This is a genomic window from Phaeobacter sp. CC-HEC084, assembly GCF_059429255.1.
Map to the genome: position 1 here is coordinate 1,570,509 of NZ_JCAIJQ010000002.1, position 16,580 is coordinate 1,587,088.

Here is a 16,580-nt window from a genome sequence, read left to right on the forward strand (position 1 = left end):
CTTGAGCAAAACACAAAGAAGCAGGCAGCAGGGACGCAATGGCAAGTTTGATCAAATATCTATTTTATATTGTTGTTCTGGCCGCGATCGGCCTGGTGGGATACGCCTATGTCGGCCCGTGGTTCGGCGCTGATTTCAGCGCCCCGACAGAGGAGATCCGCAAACCGGTGGTCCTGCATGCCGACTAGGCGTTCTTCAGGACCTCTGGCCCTTGCCCTTTCGGCGATATTTGCGGGCGCTGCGGGCGCCTCTCCGCCACTGGCGGAGGAACCGCTGACGGTGATCGACTGGCTGGGACAGACCCAAAGCCAGGTATTGCCGGATACAGTACTGCTGGAGCCCCCAACCGCGGGAAGCGCCGCGCGGCCGGAAATCTCGGTAACCCCGCTTGAGGCGCTGTTGCCCCCGATCGGGCTCGTAACACCTTCTGCCACCGGGCTGCCAATCGACCTTTGGCGCGGCAGCGCTCCGCAGGACATTGCACGGCTGCTGCGCGACGTGCCGGTGCATAACAGCCCGGCGATGCAGTCGCTGCTGTTCACTGTCATTCTATCAGAGAGTCGCCCCTTGCCTGGCGGCGCTGACGCCATTCTGCTGGCCCGCCTCGACCGGCTGATCGACCTCGGTGCCATCGACCCGGCACAGGCGCTGGCCGAACAGGCTGGGCCGTCGGAAACACGCGCTCGTTTCGACCGCTGGTTCGACAGCACGCTCCTGACCGGGGATGAGGACCGCGCCTGCGCCGCGCTGACCGCTGCACCCTATCTGGCGCCAGATTACAGCGCGCGGATCTTTTGCGCGGCCCGGCGCGGCGACTGGCCGACTGCGGCGTTAATGCTGGAATCCGCCCATGCGCTGGAGCTGCTGGATCCACCGGCGCTGGCCTTGCTCGACCGGTTCCTGAACCCGGATATTTTCGAAGGAACCGCGCCGCTTCCGGCGCCGGACAATCCTGATCCCCTGACCTTCCGCCTGTTTGAAACCATCGGAGAACGGCAACCGACGGCCCCTTTGCCGCGGGCCTTTGCCGCTGCGGACCTGCGCGATATCGCCGGCTGGAAGGCCCAGCTTGAGGCGGCAGAGCGGCTGACCCGCGTCGGTGCGCTAAACCCAAACCAACTGCTTGGCCTGTTCACTGAACGCAAACCTGCCGCCTCCGGCGGTATATGGGACCGGGTCCGCGCCCTGCAGACCTTTGAAACCGCGCTGCGCGGAAATCGGAGCGATCCGGGCACATCTACGGTACTGGATGACGCCCTTCAGTCTGCCTGGGAGGCCGCGCAGGCCTCCCGGATCGAAGTCGCATTTGCCGATCTTTTTGCCGACGATCTGGGCCGCGCACGCCTGCAGGGCGAGGCTGCCGAACTAGCCTGGCGTATCCGGCTCTTGGCGCGAAGCTATGAACTCGCGGCGCACAATCCGCCGTCGCGCTCCGCCGAAGACCTGTTTCTGGCTGCTTTGGCACAAGGCCGCCCAGCAGAGGTGCAGCCCCCTTCCGATCTGGCGGCCTCCATCGCGACCGGTTTTGCTGCCGACGCAGAAATGCCTGTTTCCATCGCCCGCCTTCTGGACAACGGCCAGCTGGGCGAAGCGATCTTGCAGACCGTCGAGCTCTTTGCCCATGGCGCCGATGGCAACCTGGGTGATCTCAGCGCCGCGCTGGTTGCACTACGGGCGATGGGGCTTGAGGATACCGCGCGCCGGGCGGCGCTTCAGCTCTTGCTGCTCGACAGGCACTGATATGGATGCCCCGCGCGATGATCTGCTATGGATCGCGACCTTCCTTGATGCTCAGGCAGCGGATCTCGGGGCGGCGCGCAACACGCTTTTGGCCTATGGCCGCGATCTGAAGGATCTGGCGGGCTGGATGGCCCGGCGTGGTATTTCCTTTAGCGCGGCCAGTCAGGATGACATCGAATCCTACCTGATTGCATGCGACGCCGAGGGCCTCTCTCGCGCCACCCGCGCGCGGCGTCTCTCCGCGATCCGGCAGATTTATCGCTTTGCCTTCGAAGAAGGCTGGCGCACAGACAATCCCGCCATTCAGATCAAAGGGCCGGGGCGCAGCAAATCCCTGCCAAAGACGCTGGAGGTGACCGAAGTCGACCGCCTGCTAGAGGCCGCGCGTCAGACTGGCCGCACACCCGACGACCGGCTGCGCAACACCTGCCTGATGGAGTTGCTCTATGCCACCGGCATGCGGGTGAGCGAACTGGTCTCGCTGCCGGTCAGCGCCGCACGGGGCGATCCGCGCATGCTGCTGGTTCTGGGCAAGGGCGGCAAGGAACGCATGGTACCCCTGTCGCCCCCGGCCCGCGATGCGCTGGCCGAGTGGCTGAAAGCCCGCGATGCCGCCGCTGCCGAGGCCGAAAAACAGGGCAAGCCCGCCTCACGGTTTCTGTTCCCCTCGCGCGGCAAGGAAGGGCACCTGACCCGGCACCGGTTCTACCTGTTAATCAAGGAATTTGCCGTCACCGGTGGCGTGTCGCCGCAAAAGGTGACGCCGCACACGCTGCGCCACGCCTTCGCCACCCATCTGCTGGCCAATGGCGCCGATCTGCGCGCCATTCAGGCCCTGCTGGGGCATGCGGATATCGCCACGACCGAAATCTACACCCATGTGCTGGATGCCCGGCTGAGCGAGCTGGTCCTGCAGCACCACCCCCTGTCCCGCAACAAGGGCCCTGGCGACAAAGAATAAGCCGCGCCGCACGGAAGCGCCCTGCCCCTTGAACGAAACCGGCAGGACGCCCATAACCATACAAAATCCTTCTGATAAACTGGACCCGACATGGAAACCGATCCGACCACTCTGGACAGCGCATTCTGGCTTAGCGCCGGATCCATTGCTCTGCTGCTCGTTCTTTCGGCCTTCTTCTCTGGCTCAGAAACAGCCCTAACCGCCGCCTCGCGCGGGAAGCTGCGCACCCAGGCCGACAAGGGCGCACGCGGCGCCCGCAGCGCCTTGGCCGTAACCGAGGACAGCGAGCGGCTGATCGGCTCGGTTCTGCTGGGCAACAACCTCGTCAATATCCTGGCGACCTCACTGGCGACAGCGCTGTTCACCCGCGCATTCGGCGAAGGTGGCGTTGCGCTGGCAACCCTGGTCATGACTCTGCTGGTTCTTATCTTTGCCGAGGTTCTGCCCAAGACATACGCGATTTCCAACGCCGAAAAGGCCGCATCTGCCGTGGCCCCGGTGATTGGCTTTCTGGTGACCATACTGGCGCCGGTCGTCGGTGCAGTGCGGCTGCTGGTGCGCGGCGTGCTGCGCCTCTTCGGAGTTCAGATCGACCCGGACAGCCACATCATGGCAGTGCGCGAAGAGATTGCAGGCGCCCTGCAACTGGGCCATTCCGAAGGCGTCGTGGAAAAAGAGGACCGCGACCGTATCCTCGGCGCGCTGGATCTGTCCGATCGCTTTGTCGAAGAGATCATGCTGCACCGTTCCCATATCGAGATGATCGACGCCAATTCCGACCCAGAGGTCATTCTGGAGCAATGCCTGACCTCACCCCATACCCGTCTACCGGTGTTCAAGGATGAGCAGGAAAACATCATCGGCGTTGTCCATGCCAAGGATCTGCTGCGCGATATGTATGCCCAGATCGGAGGGCCGGATGGCGATGCCGCGGCGTTGCGCAACTTCCAGATCACCTCGGTCGCGAAACCGCCCTACTTTGTACCGGAAACAACCACGCTGGACGACCAGATGCGCCAGTTCCTGCGCATGCGCAGCCACTTTGCCCTGGTGGTGGACGAATACGGTGCCCTGCAGGGGCTGATCACACTTGAGGACATCCTTGAGGAAATCGTCGGCGAGATCACTGATGAATTCGACCCGGCGGAGCAATCCCTTGCCAAGAAGACCCAGGACGGCAATTTCCTCGTGGAGGGCGCCACGACCATTCGCGATCTCAACCGCGCCACCGAATGGAACCTGCCCGATGATGAGGCGAACACCATCGCCGGTCTTGTGATCCATGAGGCCCAGATGATCCCCACCGTTGGACAGGTGTTTTCCTTCCATGGCTTCCGGTTCGAGGTGACAGGTCGCGAAGGCAACCGGATCACCGACCTGAAGGTGCGCCCGCTGACATGACCCAGAGCCCGCCCAGAAACGGAGGCGATAGCCCCGCCTCCCGGACCGGACGCAGCCCATGACCCGGGCGTGGCGATGGATCGACAGTATCTTCGTGGATCTGTCCCGGCAGATGCGCTGGTCGTTCCTGCCGCCTCTGCTGATCTATTTCGCCTATGGGGCGCAGGGCATCACCTCGGTTGCCGGGGCCTTTTACGTCAAGGAATATCTGGACCTGCCCGCGGCCTTCCTCGCCGGGCTCAGCTTTTGGGTGGGTATTCCCTGGGCGCTGAAAATGCCGATCGGGCATCTGGTGGATCTGATCTGGCGCTGGAAATACCTGCTGATCCTTCTGGGTGCGGCGCTGATGGCGTCAAGCTATGGGATCATCGTGGCGTTGTTGACCCTGCCCGAGGTTATGCAGGCGATCATGCCGGTCAATGCCTGGTATGTAACCGCAATCATTCTGGCGCCCTGCGGTTTTGTGCTGCAGGACGTGGTCGCCGATGCCATGTCTGTCGAGGCGGTTCCGCACCGGGATGCCGACGGCACGTTGCTGGCCGAAGAAGAAACCCGCGCACTGCACACAACCATGCAAACCCTGGGCCGTATCGCCCTGATCGGCGGCTCCAGCGCGGCGGCGGCGCTGAACGTGCTGTTGTTCGAAGGCGCCGAAGCCCTGCCACAAGCAGAAAAGGGCGCGCTTTACGCCCATGTCTATACGCTGGCGCTGCTGGTGCCGGTGCTGTCCCTGTCCGGGGTCGCGCTTGCCCTTGTGCAGCGCTTGCGCAGGACTGCAGATCTGCGCCGCGCCGGACTGCCACAGGCCGAGATCCGCACCCGGCTCGATCCGCCGCGCGATCCGGTGGATGTGAACTGGTGGTATTTCATCGGCGGCGGCGCCTTTGTTGCGCTGTCGCTCAGCGTCGGGCTCAGCGATCTGGCCTATGGGCAGGAAATCATCTTTGCCGGATCCATGGCCATCGTCCTGCTGCTGATGCGCCAGTTGATCGCGGTGCTGACGCCAGCCCAGGCCCGCGCGCTGATTGGCACCGCGATCATCATTTTCGTGTACCGCGCCAAGCCCCTCAGTGGCCCCGGGGCCAGTTGGTTCGAAATCGACGTTCTGGGTTTTGATCCTCAGTTCTTTTCGGTGCTGTCGCTGATCGCTTCGCTGCTGACACTGGTCGGCATGATCGTTCTGCGGCCAATGATGGCCAACCACACGATTGCCTGGATCGTGATTTTCCTGACATGCAGCGAGGCCCTGCTGAGCCTGCCGAATCTGGCGCTTTACTACGGTGTCCATGAATGGACCTCGGCGATGACCGGTGGGGTCGTGGATGCCCGTTTCATCGCACTGGTGGACACGGCCGTGGAATCGCCGCTGGGACAGGTGTCGATGATCCCGATGCTGGCATGGATTGCCCGCAACGCACCCTCGGGGCTGAAGGCGACCTTCTTTGCGGTGATGGCCTCCTTCACCAATCTGGCGCTTTCGGCCTCCAGCCTTGGCACCAAGTACCTCAACCAGATCTTCGTGGTCACGCGTGAGGTCACGGATGCCGATGGTACCGTCGTCACCGCCGCCGATTACACTCAACTCGGACCATTGTTGATCACCGTTGCCGTGCTGACGCTGGTCGCGCCGCTGATCGCCATTGTCATCATCCAGAACAGCCGTTTCCGCAGCGAAGACTGACAGTTCCCCTCTCCTCCGATCTGCCAGCGACATGAGATGTCGCTTTTTCACTGGACTACTGTTCACTTCTGTCCAGAATGGCCGAAACGCAGAACGCCAGGGAGCACAATCATGAAGACCACAACGCGCGTGGCAGTCATCGGCGGCGGAGTCGTCGGCTGTTCGGTCCTTTATCACCTGACCAAACTGGGCTGGTCCGACGTCATGCTGATCGAACGGTCCGAGCTGACCTCGGGTTCGACGTGGCACGCGGCAGGCGGCTTTCACACGCTCAATGGCGACACCAATATGGCGGCGCTTCAGGGCTATACCATCAAACTCTACCGCGAGCTGGAAGAGATCACCGGCATGTCCTGTGGCTTGCACCATGTCGGCGGCATTACCCTGGCTGATAATCAGGAACGCTTTGACATGCTGAAGGCCGAGCGGGCCAAGCACCGCTTCATGGGGCTTGAGACCGACATCATCGGCCCCGAAGAAGTGAAGAAACTGTCGGAGGTCACCAATACCGACGGCATCCTTGGCGCGCTTTACGATCCGCTCGACGGGCACCTTGATCCCTCCGGCACCACCCACGCCTATGCCAAGGCAGCGCGCATGGGCGGCGCCACCATCGAGACCCACTGCAAGGTGATCGAAACCAACCAGCGCCCCGATGGCACCTGGGACGTGGTCACCGAAAAGGGCACCATCCACGCCGAACACGTGGTCAACGCAGGCGGACTTTGGGCGCGCGAAGTGGGCGCGATGGCCGGGGTTTATTTCCCGCTGCACCCGATGGAGCACCAATATATCGTCACCGACGAAGTGCCTGAAATTGCGGCTATTATCGACGCGGGCGGCGAGCACCCGCACGTGATGGACCCCGCTGGCGAAAGCTACCTGCGCCAGGAGGGGCGCGGTCTTTGCATCGGTTTCTATGAACAACCCTGCAAACCCTGGGCGGTCGACGGCACGCCCTGGAACTTTGGCCACGAACTGCTGCCCGACAATTTCGACAAGATCGAGGACAGCATCGCCTTTGCCTATCGCCGCTTCCCCGCACTGGAGCGCGCCGGGGTGAAATCGGTGATCCACGGTCCTTTCACCTTTGCCCCTGATGGCAACCCGCTGGTCGGCCCCGTGCCCGGCATGCGCAACTACTGGTCCGCCTGTGCGGTGATGGCAGGCTTCAGCCAGGGCGGCGGTGTCGGTCTGATGCTGGCGCAATGGATGGTCGAAGGCGAGTGCGAACGCGATACCTTTGCCATGGACTGTGCCCGTTACGGCGACTGGATCACGCCGGGCTATACCCGTCCCAAGGTGATCGAAAACTACCAGACCCGGTTCTCCGTCTCCTACCCGAACGAGGAACTGCCCGCCGCGCGTCCTTTCCGCACCACGCCGATGTACGATATCTTCGACAAGATGGGCGCGGTCTGGGGCCAGCAATACGGCATGGAAGTGGTGAACTACTTCGCCGCAGAGGGTGAGCCGCGCTACGAGACGCCTTCGTTCCGCCGCTCCAACGCCTTTGACGCCACGGCGCGTGAGGTCAAGGCCGTGCGCGAAGCGGTTGGGATCAACGAGGTGCATAACTTCGGCAAATACCGGGTCACCGGCCCCAATGCCCGCGCCTGGCTGGACCGTGTCATGGCAGGCCGGGTGCCGCAGCCGGGCCGGATCAGCCTGACGCCGATGCTGTCGCACAAGGGACGTCTGATCGGTGATTTCACCATCTCCTGCCTCGATCAGGAAACCTACCAGCTGACCGCTTCTTATGGCGCGCAGGCCTATCATATGCGCTGGTTCCAGCAAAACGCACAGGAAGGCGTTCACGTCGAGAACATCTCGGACCGGGTCAACGGCTTCCAGATCGCCGGCCCCAAGGCGCGCGAGGTGCTGCAGGCCTGCACGCGACAGGATATTTCCGACATGAAATTCCTGGACGTGCGCCGGATGAGCGTCGGCATGGCAGACTGCGTGGTGCAGCGGGTCAGCTACACAGGTGACCTCGGCTATGAGATCTACTGCGATCTGCCCAGCCAGCGTGCCCTGTGGAATGTGTTGTGGGAGGCGGGCCAGCCCCATGGCATGAAGCCCTTCGGCATGCGTGCGATGATGTCGCTACGTCTGGATAAATTCTTTGGCGCCTGGCTGCGGGAATTCTCCCCCGACTACACCGCTGCCGAAACCGGGCTGGACCGCTTCATCTCCTTTAAGAAGGACGTGGATTTCATTGGCCGCGCTGCTGCCGAGGCAGAACGCGATGCGGTTCCTGCGCGCAAGCTCTGCGCCTTTGAGGTTGATGCGGATGACGCCGATGTCACCGCCTATGAACCGATCTGGCTGGATGGCACGGTTGTCGGATTCTGTACCTCGGGCGGCTATTCGCATCACGCCGGGAAATCCATCGCACAAGGGTTCGTACCGACCGACAAGGTGGCCGAAGGGCTGGAGGCCGAGATCGAAATTCTCGGCAAGATGCACAAGGCCCGGCTGATCACCACGCCGCTGTTCGATGCCGACGGCGCCCGCATGCGCGGCTGACCAGTGATCTGAAACGCATTTCGCCTCCGCCTGTTCCCGGGCGGGGGTGACGCAGGCGCCAGAAATCTCTGGCTTTATGGGCACAATGCCCACAAGATCCCCAAACGGCTGGCAGGTGACAGAGCAGCCACGGGGGAACGTTCCATGTCCAACATTGCTATCCTTCTGCTTGCGGCAGGCGCGTCGTCCCGTATGGCTGGGCGCGACAAGCTGAGCGAAGATGTGGAAGGCCAGCCCCTGCTCGCTCTGATGTGCCGCCGCGCTGCGCTGACCGGATTGCCGGTCTACGTTACCGTCCCGAACGAGGCACACCCGCGCACCGGTCTGACCGGTACGGCAACGCCCGTCCCGGTACCGGACGCGGATGAAGGCATGGCCGCCTCGATCCGGCGCGGAGTGACAGCCCTGCCGGAGACGACCGAAGGGGTGATGATCGTGCCCGCAGACATGCCCGAGCTGGAAACGCAGGACCTGATGCACATGGCAGCGCATTTCCATGGCGGCGATGGCCCGATCCTGCGTGCCACTGCCGAGGACGGCCAGTCCGGGCATCCGGTGCTCTTCCCCAAACGTTGTTTTGCGGATCTTGAGGCGATCACCGGCGATCAGGGCGCCCGTGTGCTGCTGAAGCAGGACAAGGTACAATACATCGCCCTGCCCGCCCGCCATGCGACAACGGATCTGGACACGCCCGAAGCCTGGGCCGCCTGGCGTGCCGCGCGGGTTTGAAGGCCCACCCTCGGACGCCCACCCCAATCCGAAAGACCACCTGACAACAAGAAAGGCAGGACCCAGCGGCCCTGCCCCTCCCCCGAAGCCTCGGTCTGCAGTGGTTCACGGGTCCTCTTCCGCAGCTTCCCCCCGGTGCTACGGACGGACCGTTCAGTGAACCAGCAGCCGCGCTTCGTGTTTCTTCAACGACCGGCGCGCTGACGTATAGGCCTCGCGGCCCTCGACAGTCTGCAATTCGGGGAACAGTTCCAGCACCTCGTTGCGCTGATCCCCATCCAGACCACGCAGGGTCAGATCACCGGGCTGGAAACTTTCGGTCCAAGCACCATCCGACAGAACCACCTCGTGCTGGTCGAACATGAAGTGGATGTAGGTCACCGCAGTGGTTTCCACCACGTCCACCCCTTCAAGGCCGGTCAGATGCTTCGCCGCAACCAGAACCTCGCGGTCCTCGAAATAAAGCGCCGTTTTGTCGTTGGCGACCAGTACCCGGTGGTTCGGACTGACCATCATGTCGCGCTCCGGCAGACCATTGCCAAGCGCACCCTGACGGATCAACACCGGTTGCAGATGCGCGGCGTCCTTCAGTTCGGCTTCGGTCAGGCTACGGGCTCCGATCCAGCGGATTTCCTGAATGCCGTTGTCACGGGTGATCACCCGGTCCCCCGTCTGCAGATCCTCGACCTTGCGCTCCCCATCAGGTGTCGCGATCAGGGTGCCCGGCGTGAAACAGGGAATGATCCGCTCGATCTCGCTGTAGGTCATGGATCCAATCACGGAGTCCGCGCCATCCAGCAGGTTGATGGTGCCCGAATAGCTGTTGCCATCGGCGTCCAGCGTGCGGCTGGTGATTTCAAAGTTCTGACCGGTCAGATCCAGCGTGTCATAATCATCGCCAGTGGAACCACCATCGACCACATCGCCATCGGATGCACCGATGAACAAGTCGCGGTCGGCGCCGCCACTCAGCGTGTCGGCCCCGTGGCCGCCGGTGATCACGTCGTTGCCGGTGCCGCCGGTCACCTCGTCGTCATCGATACCCGCATCAATGGTGTCGTCGCCTTCACCACCGGAAATGACATCGTCGTCGTCCTGGCCGTAGATCAGATCGTTGCCGGCACCGCCTTCGATGGTGTCCATGCCATTGGTCGGGTCAGGATCAACAGGGCGCCCATCAGCGCCATCGTCCATGATGTTGAGCCCATCCGGGAAGGCCGGATCAAGACCGCCATAAAGGGTATCGTCCCCATCGCCCCCCAGCAGAACGTCAGAGCCCTCACCGCCGATGATCATATCGTTGTCGGCGCCGCCATCGACCGTATCGTCGTCAATGCCACCATCGATGCTGTCATCACCGCTGCCACCGGAAATCAGGTCGGCGTCATCACCAGTGGTGATGGTGTCATTGCCCGCGCCACCCGCGACGGTATCCATGTCATCATAGGGATCGCTGTCCGCCGGGATCGGCGGAATGTTCGGCGTGGTGCCGGTGTAGCCCGGGAAACCGCGATCCGGCAGCGGTGTCGGTTCGTTACCAGAGGTGTCGATGACGTCATCGCCGTCGCCGCCATCGACGCTGTCAGACCCGTCACCGCCGGTCAGGCTGTCGTCCCCGCCATTGCCGATGATCACATCATCACCGTCGCCGCCATCAATGGTGTCATTTCCCGGCACGATCGGCGCGGTGGGATCGGTGGCATCGAAATAGACGTCGGAGACGTCGATGCCACTGTTGTCATGTCCATCCTGCGTGTGACTGATCACGATCGAAGATACCGGCCCCGGTATCGTCACCAAGAGGGAAATGTCCGGGTCGAAATCGCTGGCATAGGTGCCATCAACCTTGACCTCGGCGCTGTCATCGCCCGGTACGGCATCCGCATCCGACAAAGTCAGCGCCGGTCCGCCCGAGAGATTGACGATTACCGGGTTTCCATCGGCGTCAAATGCGCTGACATGTACCGAGCCATCGCCATCGATATCGTTGATACGGAAGGAAACATTTCCAACCGGGTCAGAAAAGTCGAGCTGATAGGCCGCGTTGTTACCGTCGCCGTCCAGTTCAGACGCCATGCCACTGTTGGCATCGGCAGCACTGCCATCGGTGTCGATATTGCCAACAAACTGCGTGGTGTCGCTGAATAGCGTCTCAGAACCCGAGGTCTGAGACAGCACGGAGAAGTCCACGGTGACCGAACCTGTATCCTGCGAAAAGCCGCCGCTCAGATCGTCCTGCGGATCAACGGCGCCACCGTCATCCGGGTCCGGAGCCAGATCCCACTGGAACACCTCGCGGCTGCTGGGACCGGCGCCCGGCGCATCGGTATCACCCTCCAGCACGTCATCGCCTGCGCCCCCGCTAAGGCTGTCTGCCCCAGAGCCACCATGCACGGTGTCGTCCCCGGCGCCCGCTTCAACGGTGTCATCCCCGGCTGCGGCGTTGACCAGATCGTCATCCGGGCCATCTGCCGGGTCAATTGCATCACCGGCGTCGATCCGGTCGCCTTCTGGATCACCGGTATAGGCCGTGTCGATCAGGTCGTCCGTGGCTCCACCTTCTACAATCCCGTCCAACTCACCGGCGATCACGTCTTCATCCAGCACGGCCACATAATCAATCAGACCGTTAAAGGACGCAGACCCGTCCCCGGCGGCGCCGATGGAGAAACTGTCATCGCCGTCGGCGGTAACATCCAGAGATAGGCCAGCCACATCATCCCCGGCGGTAGCAACCGTGCCTTGAGTGGTGTTTTCCACCACCATCGTCTGGCCCCCATCGGTCCAGCTGTATTTCACGGTCAGCACATCGCCATAGGTGAAAAAGCCCGGGTCCGTCGTCAGCAGCACGGAGGCGCCGCCATCGGCATGCGCGACCTCGACCGACCCATCGGCGGTGACCCGGATTTCGAAATTCTCGCCATCGGCATCGCCCGACGTTTCCAGACCGCGGCTGACAACGGTTTGGGAGTCAGAGGCCGGGACCTCATTCGGCTGGAAGGTGCTGATAAGGGTGCCTTCGGTCAGATCGAAGGGGCCATCATTGCTGCCATCGACAGAGAATTGCGTGTTGCTGCCATTTCCGAGCATCCAGCCGCCAGCGTAGGTGGTGGAGGGAGACCCCGTCCCATCCTGCGCGATGCCATCGCCCAGACCGGTGTCCTCAGTGGTATAATCCTCGCGGAAGTCCCACAAACCAATCAGATTTGCCGAATACGGGTTGTCGAAATTCTCAGCCATCACATTCTCCTCTTCGGCACGCGCTCGCACCAGAAACTCTGGACGCCGGAGCGACCGAATACCAAATAACCATGCCGCACAGATCTGCCGACATCGCCAATACCCGATCATGTAGGGGGATGCGGCCTATTCTACCGCCGCCGTATTCCGCACAGCCCGAAAGGCGTGCAGGTCAACAATGCACATTCAACGACACACTCACTGCCAGGCAGACGACAGCAAATACCAGAGCGAACAGAACCCCAGTGCCGAATTTCGGCGTACTCAAAAACAGCCCCCCCAGATGGGCTCAATCGAAACTACCCTAGGCCCTGAAACCAACAAAGGAAAAAATCGAAAGAAAATTTAAACGATTTGTAGAAACTCAAAGAAACGCGCCCTCTTTGAGTTTGTAACGTTGAAAAACTGTTTCCAAGCTGGAGTATATCAACGACGGCAAGGGCTTAACTTGCAACGAGCATTCGAAACAATCCGGCACCTACCGCCCTTATTGTGTGCAAAATCCACTCAATACCCAGCCTTCTGTTTCTCTGCTCATTGCAATTTTTGTCTGTTTGAAGCGCCAAACATCCGAGCAGCCGTACCGGGCCAATTTCTCGAATAATCACCCAATTTGAGGTAATCACTAGAAACAAGCGCCAATGTTGCTGCGTACGAAACAAACAGCCGCGGCAATCTTAACGAATCAACTATTCGCCGCCGCCCGCGACGCCGCATCGCGCAAGGTTTTACGGGCACGTCAGGCGCGCCCGCTCAATCCTCTCCGTCGGCTTGATCGGGGTCGAGATCCTGAAGATCGGGTTTAACCGGATCGTCGACCGCCGAACGAGGGGCAGCCGGACCGGAAGACTGCGATGTCGCGAGAGCCTCGGGATTGCGGATCCAGATATCGCGCTGCGAGAACGGGATCTCGATGCCCTCCTCGTGGAACCGGCGAGCGATCTCGTAGTTCATCTCGGATTTGACTGAGAGCACCCAGTTCACATCCCGCAGAATGGCGCGGATTTCAAAATCGAGACTGTCAGCACCAAAACCCTGGAAGATCACACTGGGTGCCGGGTTCATCAGAACCAGCGGATTGGCCTTGGCAATCTCCATCAGGATACTCTCGACCTTGCGCAGGTCCGTGCCATAGGCCACCCCGACCGGCACGATCACGCGACCTACCGTGTTGCCGCGCGTATAGTTGGTCACAGTCCCGGTGATAAGGTCAGAGTTCGGGATGATCACATCAGAGCGGTCAAAGGTCTCGATCCGGGTGGAGCGCACCGAGATGTCCCGCACGTAGCCCATCAACCCGCCAACCTCGATCCAGTCGCCTTTGGAGATCGGGCGTTCGATCAGCAGGATGATGCCCGATACGAAATTCGACACGATGGTCTGAAGGCCGAAACCGATCCCGACAGACAGGGCACCGGCAACAATCGCCAGCGAAGACAGGTCCAGTCCGGCCAGGGAAATCGCCACCACAGCGGAGATGAATATCCCCGCATAGCCAAGCCCCGAAACAATGGCATTCTGGCCGCCCGGATCGATCTTGGTCTTTGGCAGCAGAGAATTGCGCAGGCTACCCTGCACCAGCCGGGTCAGCGCATACCCGGCGGCGAATACGATTGCAAAGCTAAGGAAAGCGGTCGGAGAAATCCGCGTATCGCCAATCGAAAAGCCCGCAAGGAACCGAGACCACAGCTCCGTCAGGTCGGCAACGCGGGCCCCCCAGACAATGGCCAAAATCGGCAGCGACAGCGTCACCAGCAGGAAGCCAGAGATCACCGTGAACAGCGAATCCTGCGCGGTCTGCCCCTTGCCGCTAAGCCAGCCGTAAACATCGCCAATGAAGCGTTGCAGCACCAGCATTGCCGCGAGGATCGCAAGCGTGGAGATTGCCGGATAAATCAGCGCCTCGGCCGCACTGGTATAGCCGACTGCAGCCACCAGCGGCGACACGATCCCCAAGGTATAGGCGCCACGTCGCACGACGGACCGTATCCGCCCGACATTTGAAACAGCTGGCGCTCCGGTGTCGTCGTCCTCGCTCTGCTGGGTCTCGGACGTCTCGGAGATGGCCGTTAGCCGCTGTACCCGCAACATCACAAGCGCCGCAAAGACGATCAGCGGGAAGCCCAGCACCGCATGGGCCTCGACCGAGATCCTTTCGATCTGCTCAAGACGGATCAGCGCATCCTTCAGCACCAGCAACACCGCCAGAAGATCCAGCATCAACCGGGCCTGCTGGTGCCGGTTGTCGGCAACCGGGATCAGGCTGCTGCCGTCGCGCGGCTTGAAGACCTGTTCGCCCAACCAATGGAAGGACAACAGCAAGAAGGCCCAAACCGGCACGTAATCCATCAGCAGCGAACCGCGCAGCCCGAGAAGACCGGACAGATCGATTGCAGCGGTCAGCAACAGGATGCCACCGAACGGCAGCAGAACTTCCAGCAAGGAGACCACGAAACTCCAGACGCCGGTGCCACCGCCGCCATATTGGCGCAAATGGCTGCCCGCAGCCCGTGCCCAGGGGCGTCCCCGCAAGAGCAGCAGCCCGGACAACAGCAGCAGCAGCAAAATCGCCGGCAGGTTGTTGCTGATCCGCTCCCGCGTGGTGTCATTGCCCAATTGGAAAGCGGTTTCATGCCACACCGCCATTCCGGCATCGGACAGATCGGCCGCTGCCTCGGGCCAGTATTGCGGGTTCAGAGGCGACGGCCCCCGTTCCAGCAACCGTTTGGTGCGCCGCTCACGAATGATTTTGTCGATCTCTGCAATCAAGCCGTCGGCGCGGCTGTAAGCCTCTTCAGAAACCACCCGTGGGACCCGCAAGGCATTCAGCTGATCTCGGAGGCTTGCCCGCAACTGGGCGATATCCTCGGCCTCGGTTTCGCCCTCTGCCGGGGGCGGGCCAAGCGCCTCGAGCTGCCCTTCCAACGTGCGGATCCGGTCAGCGTTGTCGGTGCCTGAAGACAGAAAGGTCTGCCGGAATCTGGCCAATTCGCTTCGCAGCTGTTCCAGCGCAGCGTTGGAAGCCCGGTTGGTATCAATTACCTGTTCCGCACGCGTCGCGGTTTTCTGCCATTCGGCAGACATGGCCCGGATCTCTTCCGTGCTCTGTGCAGACAGCGGAAGGGCCAGGCCGATCAACAGGATCAGCCCAGCCCCCCAAATGCGCAGCAAGTCAGCTATGCGTTTCATACGTCCTCGAATACACCCGGGATGGAGGCAGGAGCGTGAGTCATCCAGTCCGGCACCGGCAGGCTTTTCTCACGCAGGAAATCGGGGTTGAAAAGTTTCGACTGATAGCGCGTGCCATAATCACACAGCACCGTCACGATGGTTTTGCCCGGTCCCATTTCCTTGGCCATGCGGACGGCGCCCGCGATGTTGATCGCCGACGAACCGCCAAGCACCAGACCTTCGTTATGCAGAAGATCAAAGACAAACGGCAGCGCTTCTTCGTCCGGGACCTGATAGTTGAAATCCGGTGTGAAGCCTTCAAGGTTCTTGGTGATGCGTACCTGACCGATGCCTTCGGCAATGGAGGAGCCCTCCATCGCGATTTCACCGGTGGTGTAATAGCTGTAAAGCCCGGCGCCCATCGGATCGGCAAGACCGATCTTCACGCCCTTGGGCTGCAGCGCCTCTGCGACGCCGGCCAGCGTACCACCCGAGCCGACAGCGCAGATGAAACCATCGACCTTGCCGTCGGTCTGCTGCCAGATCTCGGGGCCGGTGGTCTCCACATGGGCCTGACGGTTGGCAACATTGTCGAACTGATTGGCCCAGATCGCACCATTGGGTTCGGTCTTGGCCAGTTCCTTGGCCAGGCGCTCGGAATAGCGCACGAAGTTGTTCGGGTTGCGATAGGGCGCCGCCGGAACCTGCACCAGTTGCGCACCGGCAAGTCGCAGCATGTCCTTTTTCTCTTCGGACTGGGTTTCGGGAATCACGATGACGGTCTTGAACCCCATCGAGGCCCCCACCAGCGCCAGACCGATCCCGGTGTTGCCCGCGGTGCCTTCAACAATGGTGCCGCCCGGCTTCAGCTCGCCGCGTGCGATGGCGTCGCGGATAATATAGAGCGCCGCACGGTCCTTGACCGACTGGCCGGGGTTCATGAACTCCGCCTTGCCCAGAATTTCACAGCCGGTTTCGTCGCTGACGCGGTTCAGCCGTATCAGTGGCGTATGGCCGATCGCATCGGCCAGATCACGTGCAATGCGCATAGTATCCCTTTCGATCTTTCCCTACAGACTTAGCCAACCGCCCCTCCGATCACAAGGCGCGAAGCCACAACTGTGCCCC

10 protein-coding genes are annotated in these 16,580 nt (G+C 61.7%); 7 read left to right on the forward strand and 3 right to left on the reverse strand.

Annotation, left to right across the window (positions count from 1 at the left end; all coding sequences use genetic code 11):
* The first annotated feature begins 38 nt into the window (after window positions 1-38).
* The 7 genes from AC5SSZ_RS07880 (at window position 39) to AC5SSZ_RS07910 (ending at window position 9,041) form a co-directional block, all read left to right on the forward strand.
* On the forward strand, window positions 39-188 hold the full coding sequence (locus AC5SSZ_RS07880; RefSeq protein WP_197492328.1) for a hypothetical protein: 150 nt from the start codon (window positions 39-41) through the stop codon (window positions 186-188).
* Entirely contained in the window at window positions 178-1,740 is a 1,563-nt protein-coding gene (locus tag AC5SSZ_RS07885; protein WP_495437790.1) for a hypothetical protein, read from the forward strand. Before AC5SSZ_RS07880 ends, AC5SSZ_RS07885 begins: the two co-directional genes overlap by 11 nt.
* Before the next feature lies 1 nt (window position 1,741).
* Window positions 1,742-2,701, forward strand: a complete 960-nt coding sequence (locus AC5SSZ_RS07890; protein WP_495437791.1) for a site-specific tyrosine recombinase XerD — start codon at window positions 1,742-1,744, stop codon at window positions 2,699-2,701.
* 90 nt (window positions 2,702-2,791) lie between these two features.
* On the forward strand, window positions 2,792-4,102 hold the full coding sequence (locus AC5SSZ_RS07895; protein WP_065273411.1) for an HlyC/CorC family transporter: 1,311 nt from the start codon (window positions 2,792-2,794) through the stop codon (window positions 4,100-4,102).
* 58 nt (window positions 4,103-4,160) lie between these two features.
* On the forward strand, window positions 4,161-5,783 hold the full coding sequence (locus AC5SSZ_RS07900; RefSeq protein ID WP_065273410.1) for an MFS transporter: 1,623 nt from the start codon (window positions 4,161-4,163) through the stop codon (window positions 5,781-5,783).
* Window positions 5,784-5,894: 111 nt separating this feature from the next.
* A complete protein-coding gene (locus AC5SSZ_RS07905) occupies window positions 5,895-8,312 on the forward strand; it encodes a GcvT family protein (RefSeq protein WP_495437792.1) in 2,418 nt (805 codons plus the stop codon).
* Window positions 8,313-8,456: 144 nt separating this feature from the next.
* The gene (locus tag AC5SSZ_RS07910; protein ID WP_274827987.1) at window positions 8,457-9,041 is read left to right on the forward strand and encodes a nucleotidyltransferase family protein; all 585 of its coding nucleotides are present in this window, start codon (window positions 8,457-8,459) and stop codon (window positions 9,039-9,041) included.
* A 153-nt stretch (window positions 9,042-9,194) separates the two neighbouring features.
* Here the strand turns inward: AC5SSZ_RS07910 and AC5SSZ_RS07915 are convergent, their stop codons facing one another.
* The 3 genes from AC5SSZ_RS07915 to AC5SSZ_RS07925 form a co-directional block, all read right to left on the reverse strand.
* Window positions 9,195-12,281, reverse strand: coding sequence for a Hint domain-containing protein (locus tag AC5SSZ_RS07915; RefSeq protein ID WP_495437793.1), 3,087 nt, complete (start codon window positions 12,279-12,281; stop codon window positions 9,195-9,197).
* A 753-nt stretch (window positions 12,282-13,034) separates the two neighbouring features.
* A complete protein-coding gene (locus AC5SSZ_RS07920; protein WP_495437794.1) occupies window positions 13,035-15,470 on the reverse strand; it encodes a DUF3772 domain-containing protein in 2,436 nt (811 codons plus the stop codon).
* Window positions 15,467-16,501, reverse strand: a complete 1,035-nt coding sequence (locus AC5SSZ_RS07925) for a cysteine synthase A (protein WP_065273405.1) — start codon at window positions 16,499-16,501, stop codon at window positions 15,467-15,469. The genes AC5SSZ_RS07920 and AC5SSZ_RS07925 overlap by 4 nt, the downstream gene beginning before the upstream one ends.
* Between the last annotated feature and the right edge of the window lie 79 nt (window positions 16,502-16,580).

Coding starts and splice junctions, on each gene's coding strand:
- AC5SSZ_RS07880 (WP_197492328.1), top strand. CDS start 39: ATGGCAAGTTTGATCAAATATCTATTTTATATTGTTGTTCTGGCCGCG.
- AC5SSZ_RS07920 (WP_495437794.1), bottom strand. CDS start 15,470: ATGAAACGCATAGCTGACTTGCTGCGCATTTGGGGGGCTGGGCTGATC.
- AC5SSZ_RS07910 (WP_274827987.1), top strand. CDS start 8,457: ATGTCCAACATTGCTATCCTTCTGCTTGCGGCAGGCGCGTCGTCCCGT.
- AC5SSZ_RS07925 (WP_065273405.1), bottom strand. CDS start 16,501: ATGCGCATTGCACGTGATCTGGCCGATGCGATCGGCCATACGCCACTG.
- AC5SSZ_RS07895 (WP_065273411.1), top strand. CDS start 2,792: ATGGAAACCGATCCGACCACTCTGGACAGCGCATTCTGGCTTAGCGCC.
- AC5SSZ_RS07890 (WP_495437791.1), top strand. CDS start 1,742: ATGGATGCCCCGCGCGATGATCTGCTATGGATCGCGACCTTCCTTGAT.
- AC5SSZ_RS07905 (WP_495437792.1), top strand. CDS start 5,895: ATGAAGACCACAACGCGCGTGGCAGTCATCGGCGGCGGAGTCGTCGGC.
- AC5SSZ_RS07900 (WP_065273410.1), top strand. CDS start 4,161: ATGACCCGGGCGTGGCGATGGATCGACAGTATCTTCGTGGATCTGTCC.
- AC5SSZ_RS07915 (WP_495437793.1), bottom strand. CDS start 12,281: ATGGCTGAGAATTTCGACAACCCGTATTCGGCAAATCTGATTGGTTTG.
- AC5SSZ_RS07885 (WP_495437790.1), top strand. CDS start 178: ATGCCGACTAGGCGTTCTTCAGGACCTCTGGCCCTTGCCCTTTCGGCG.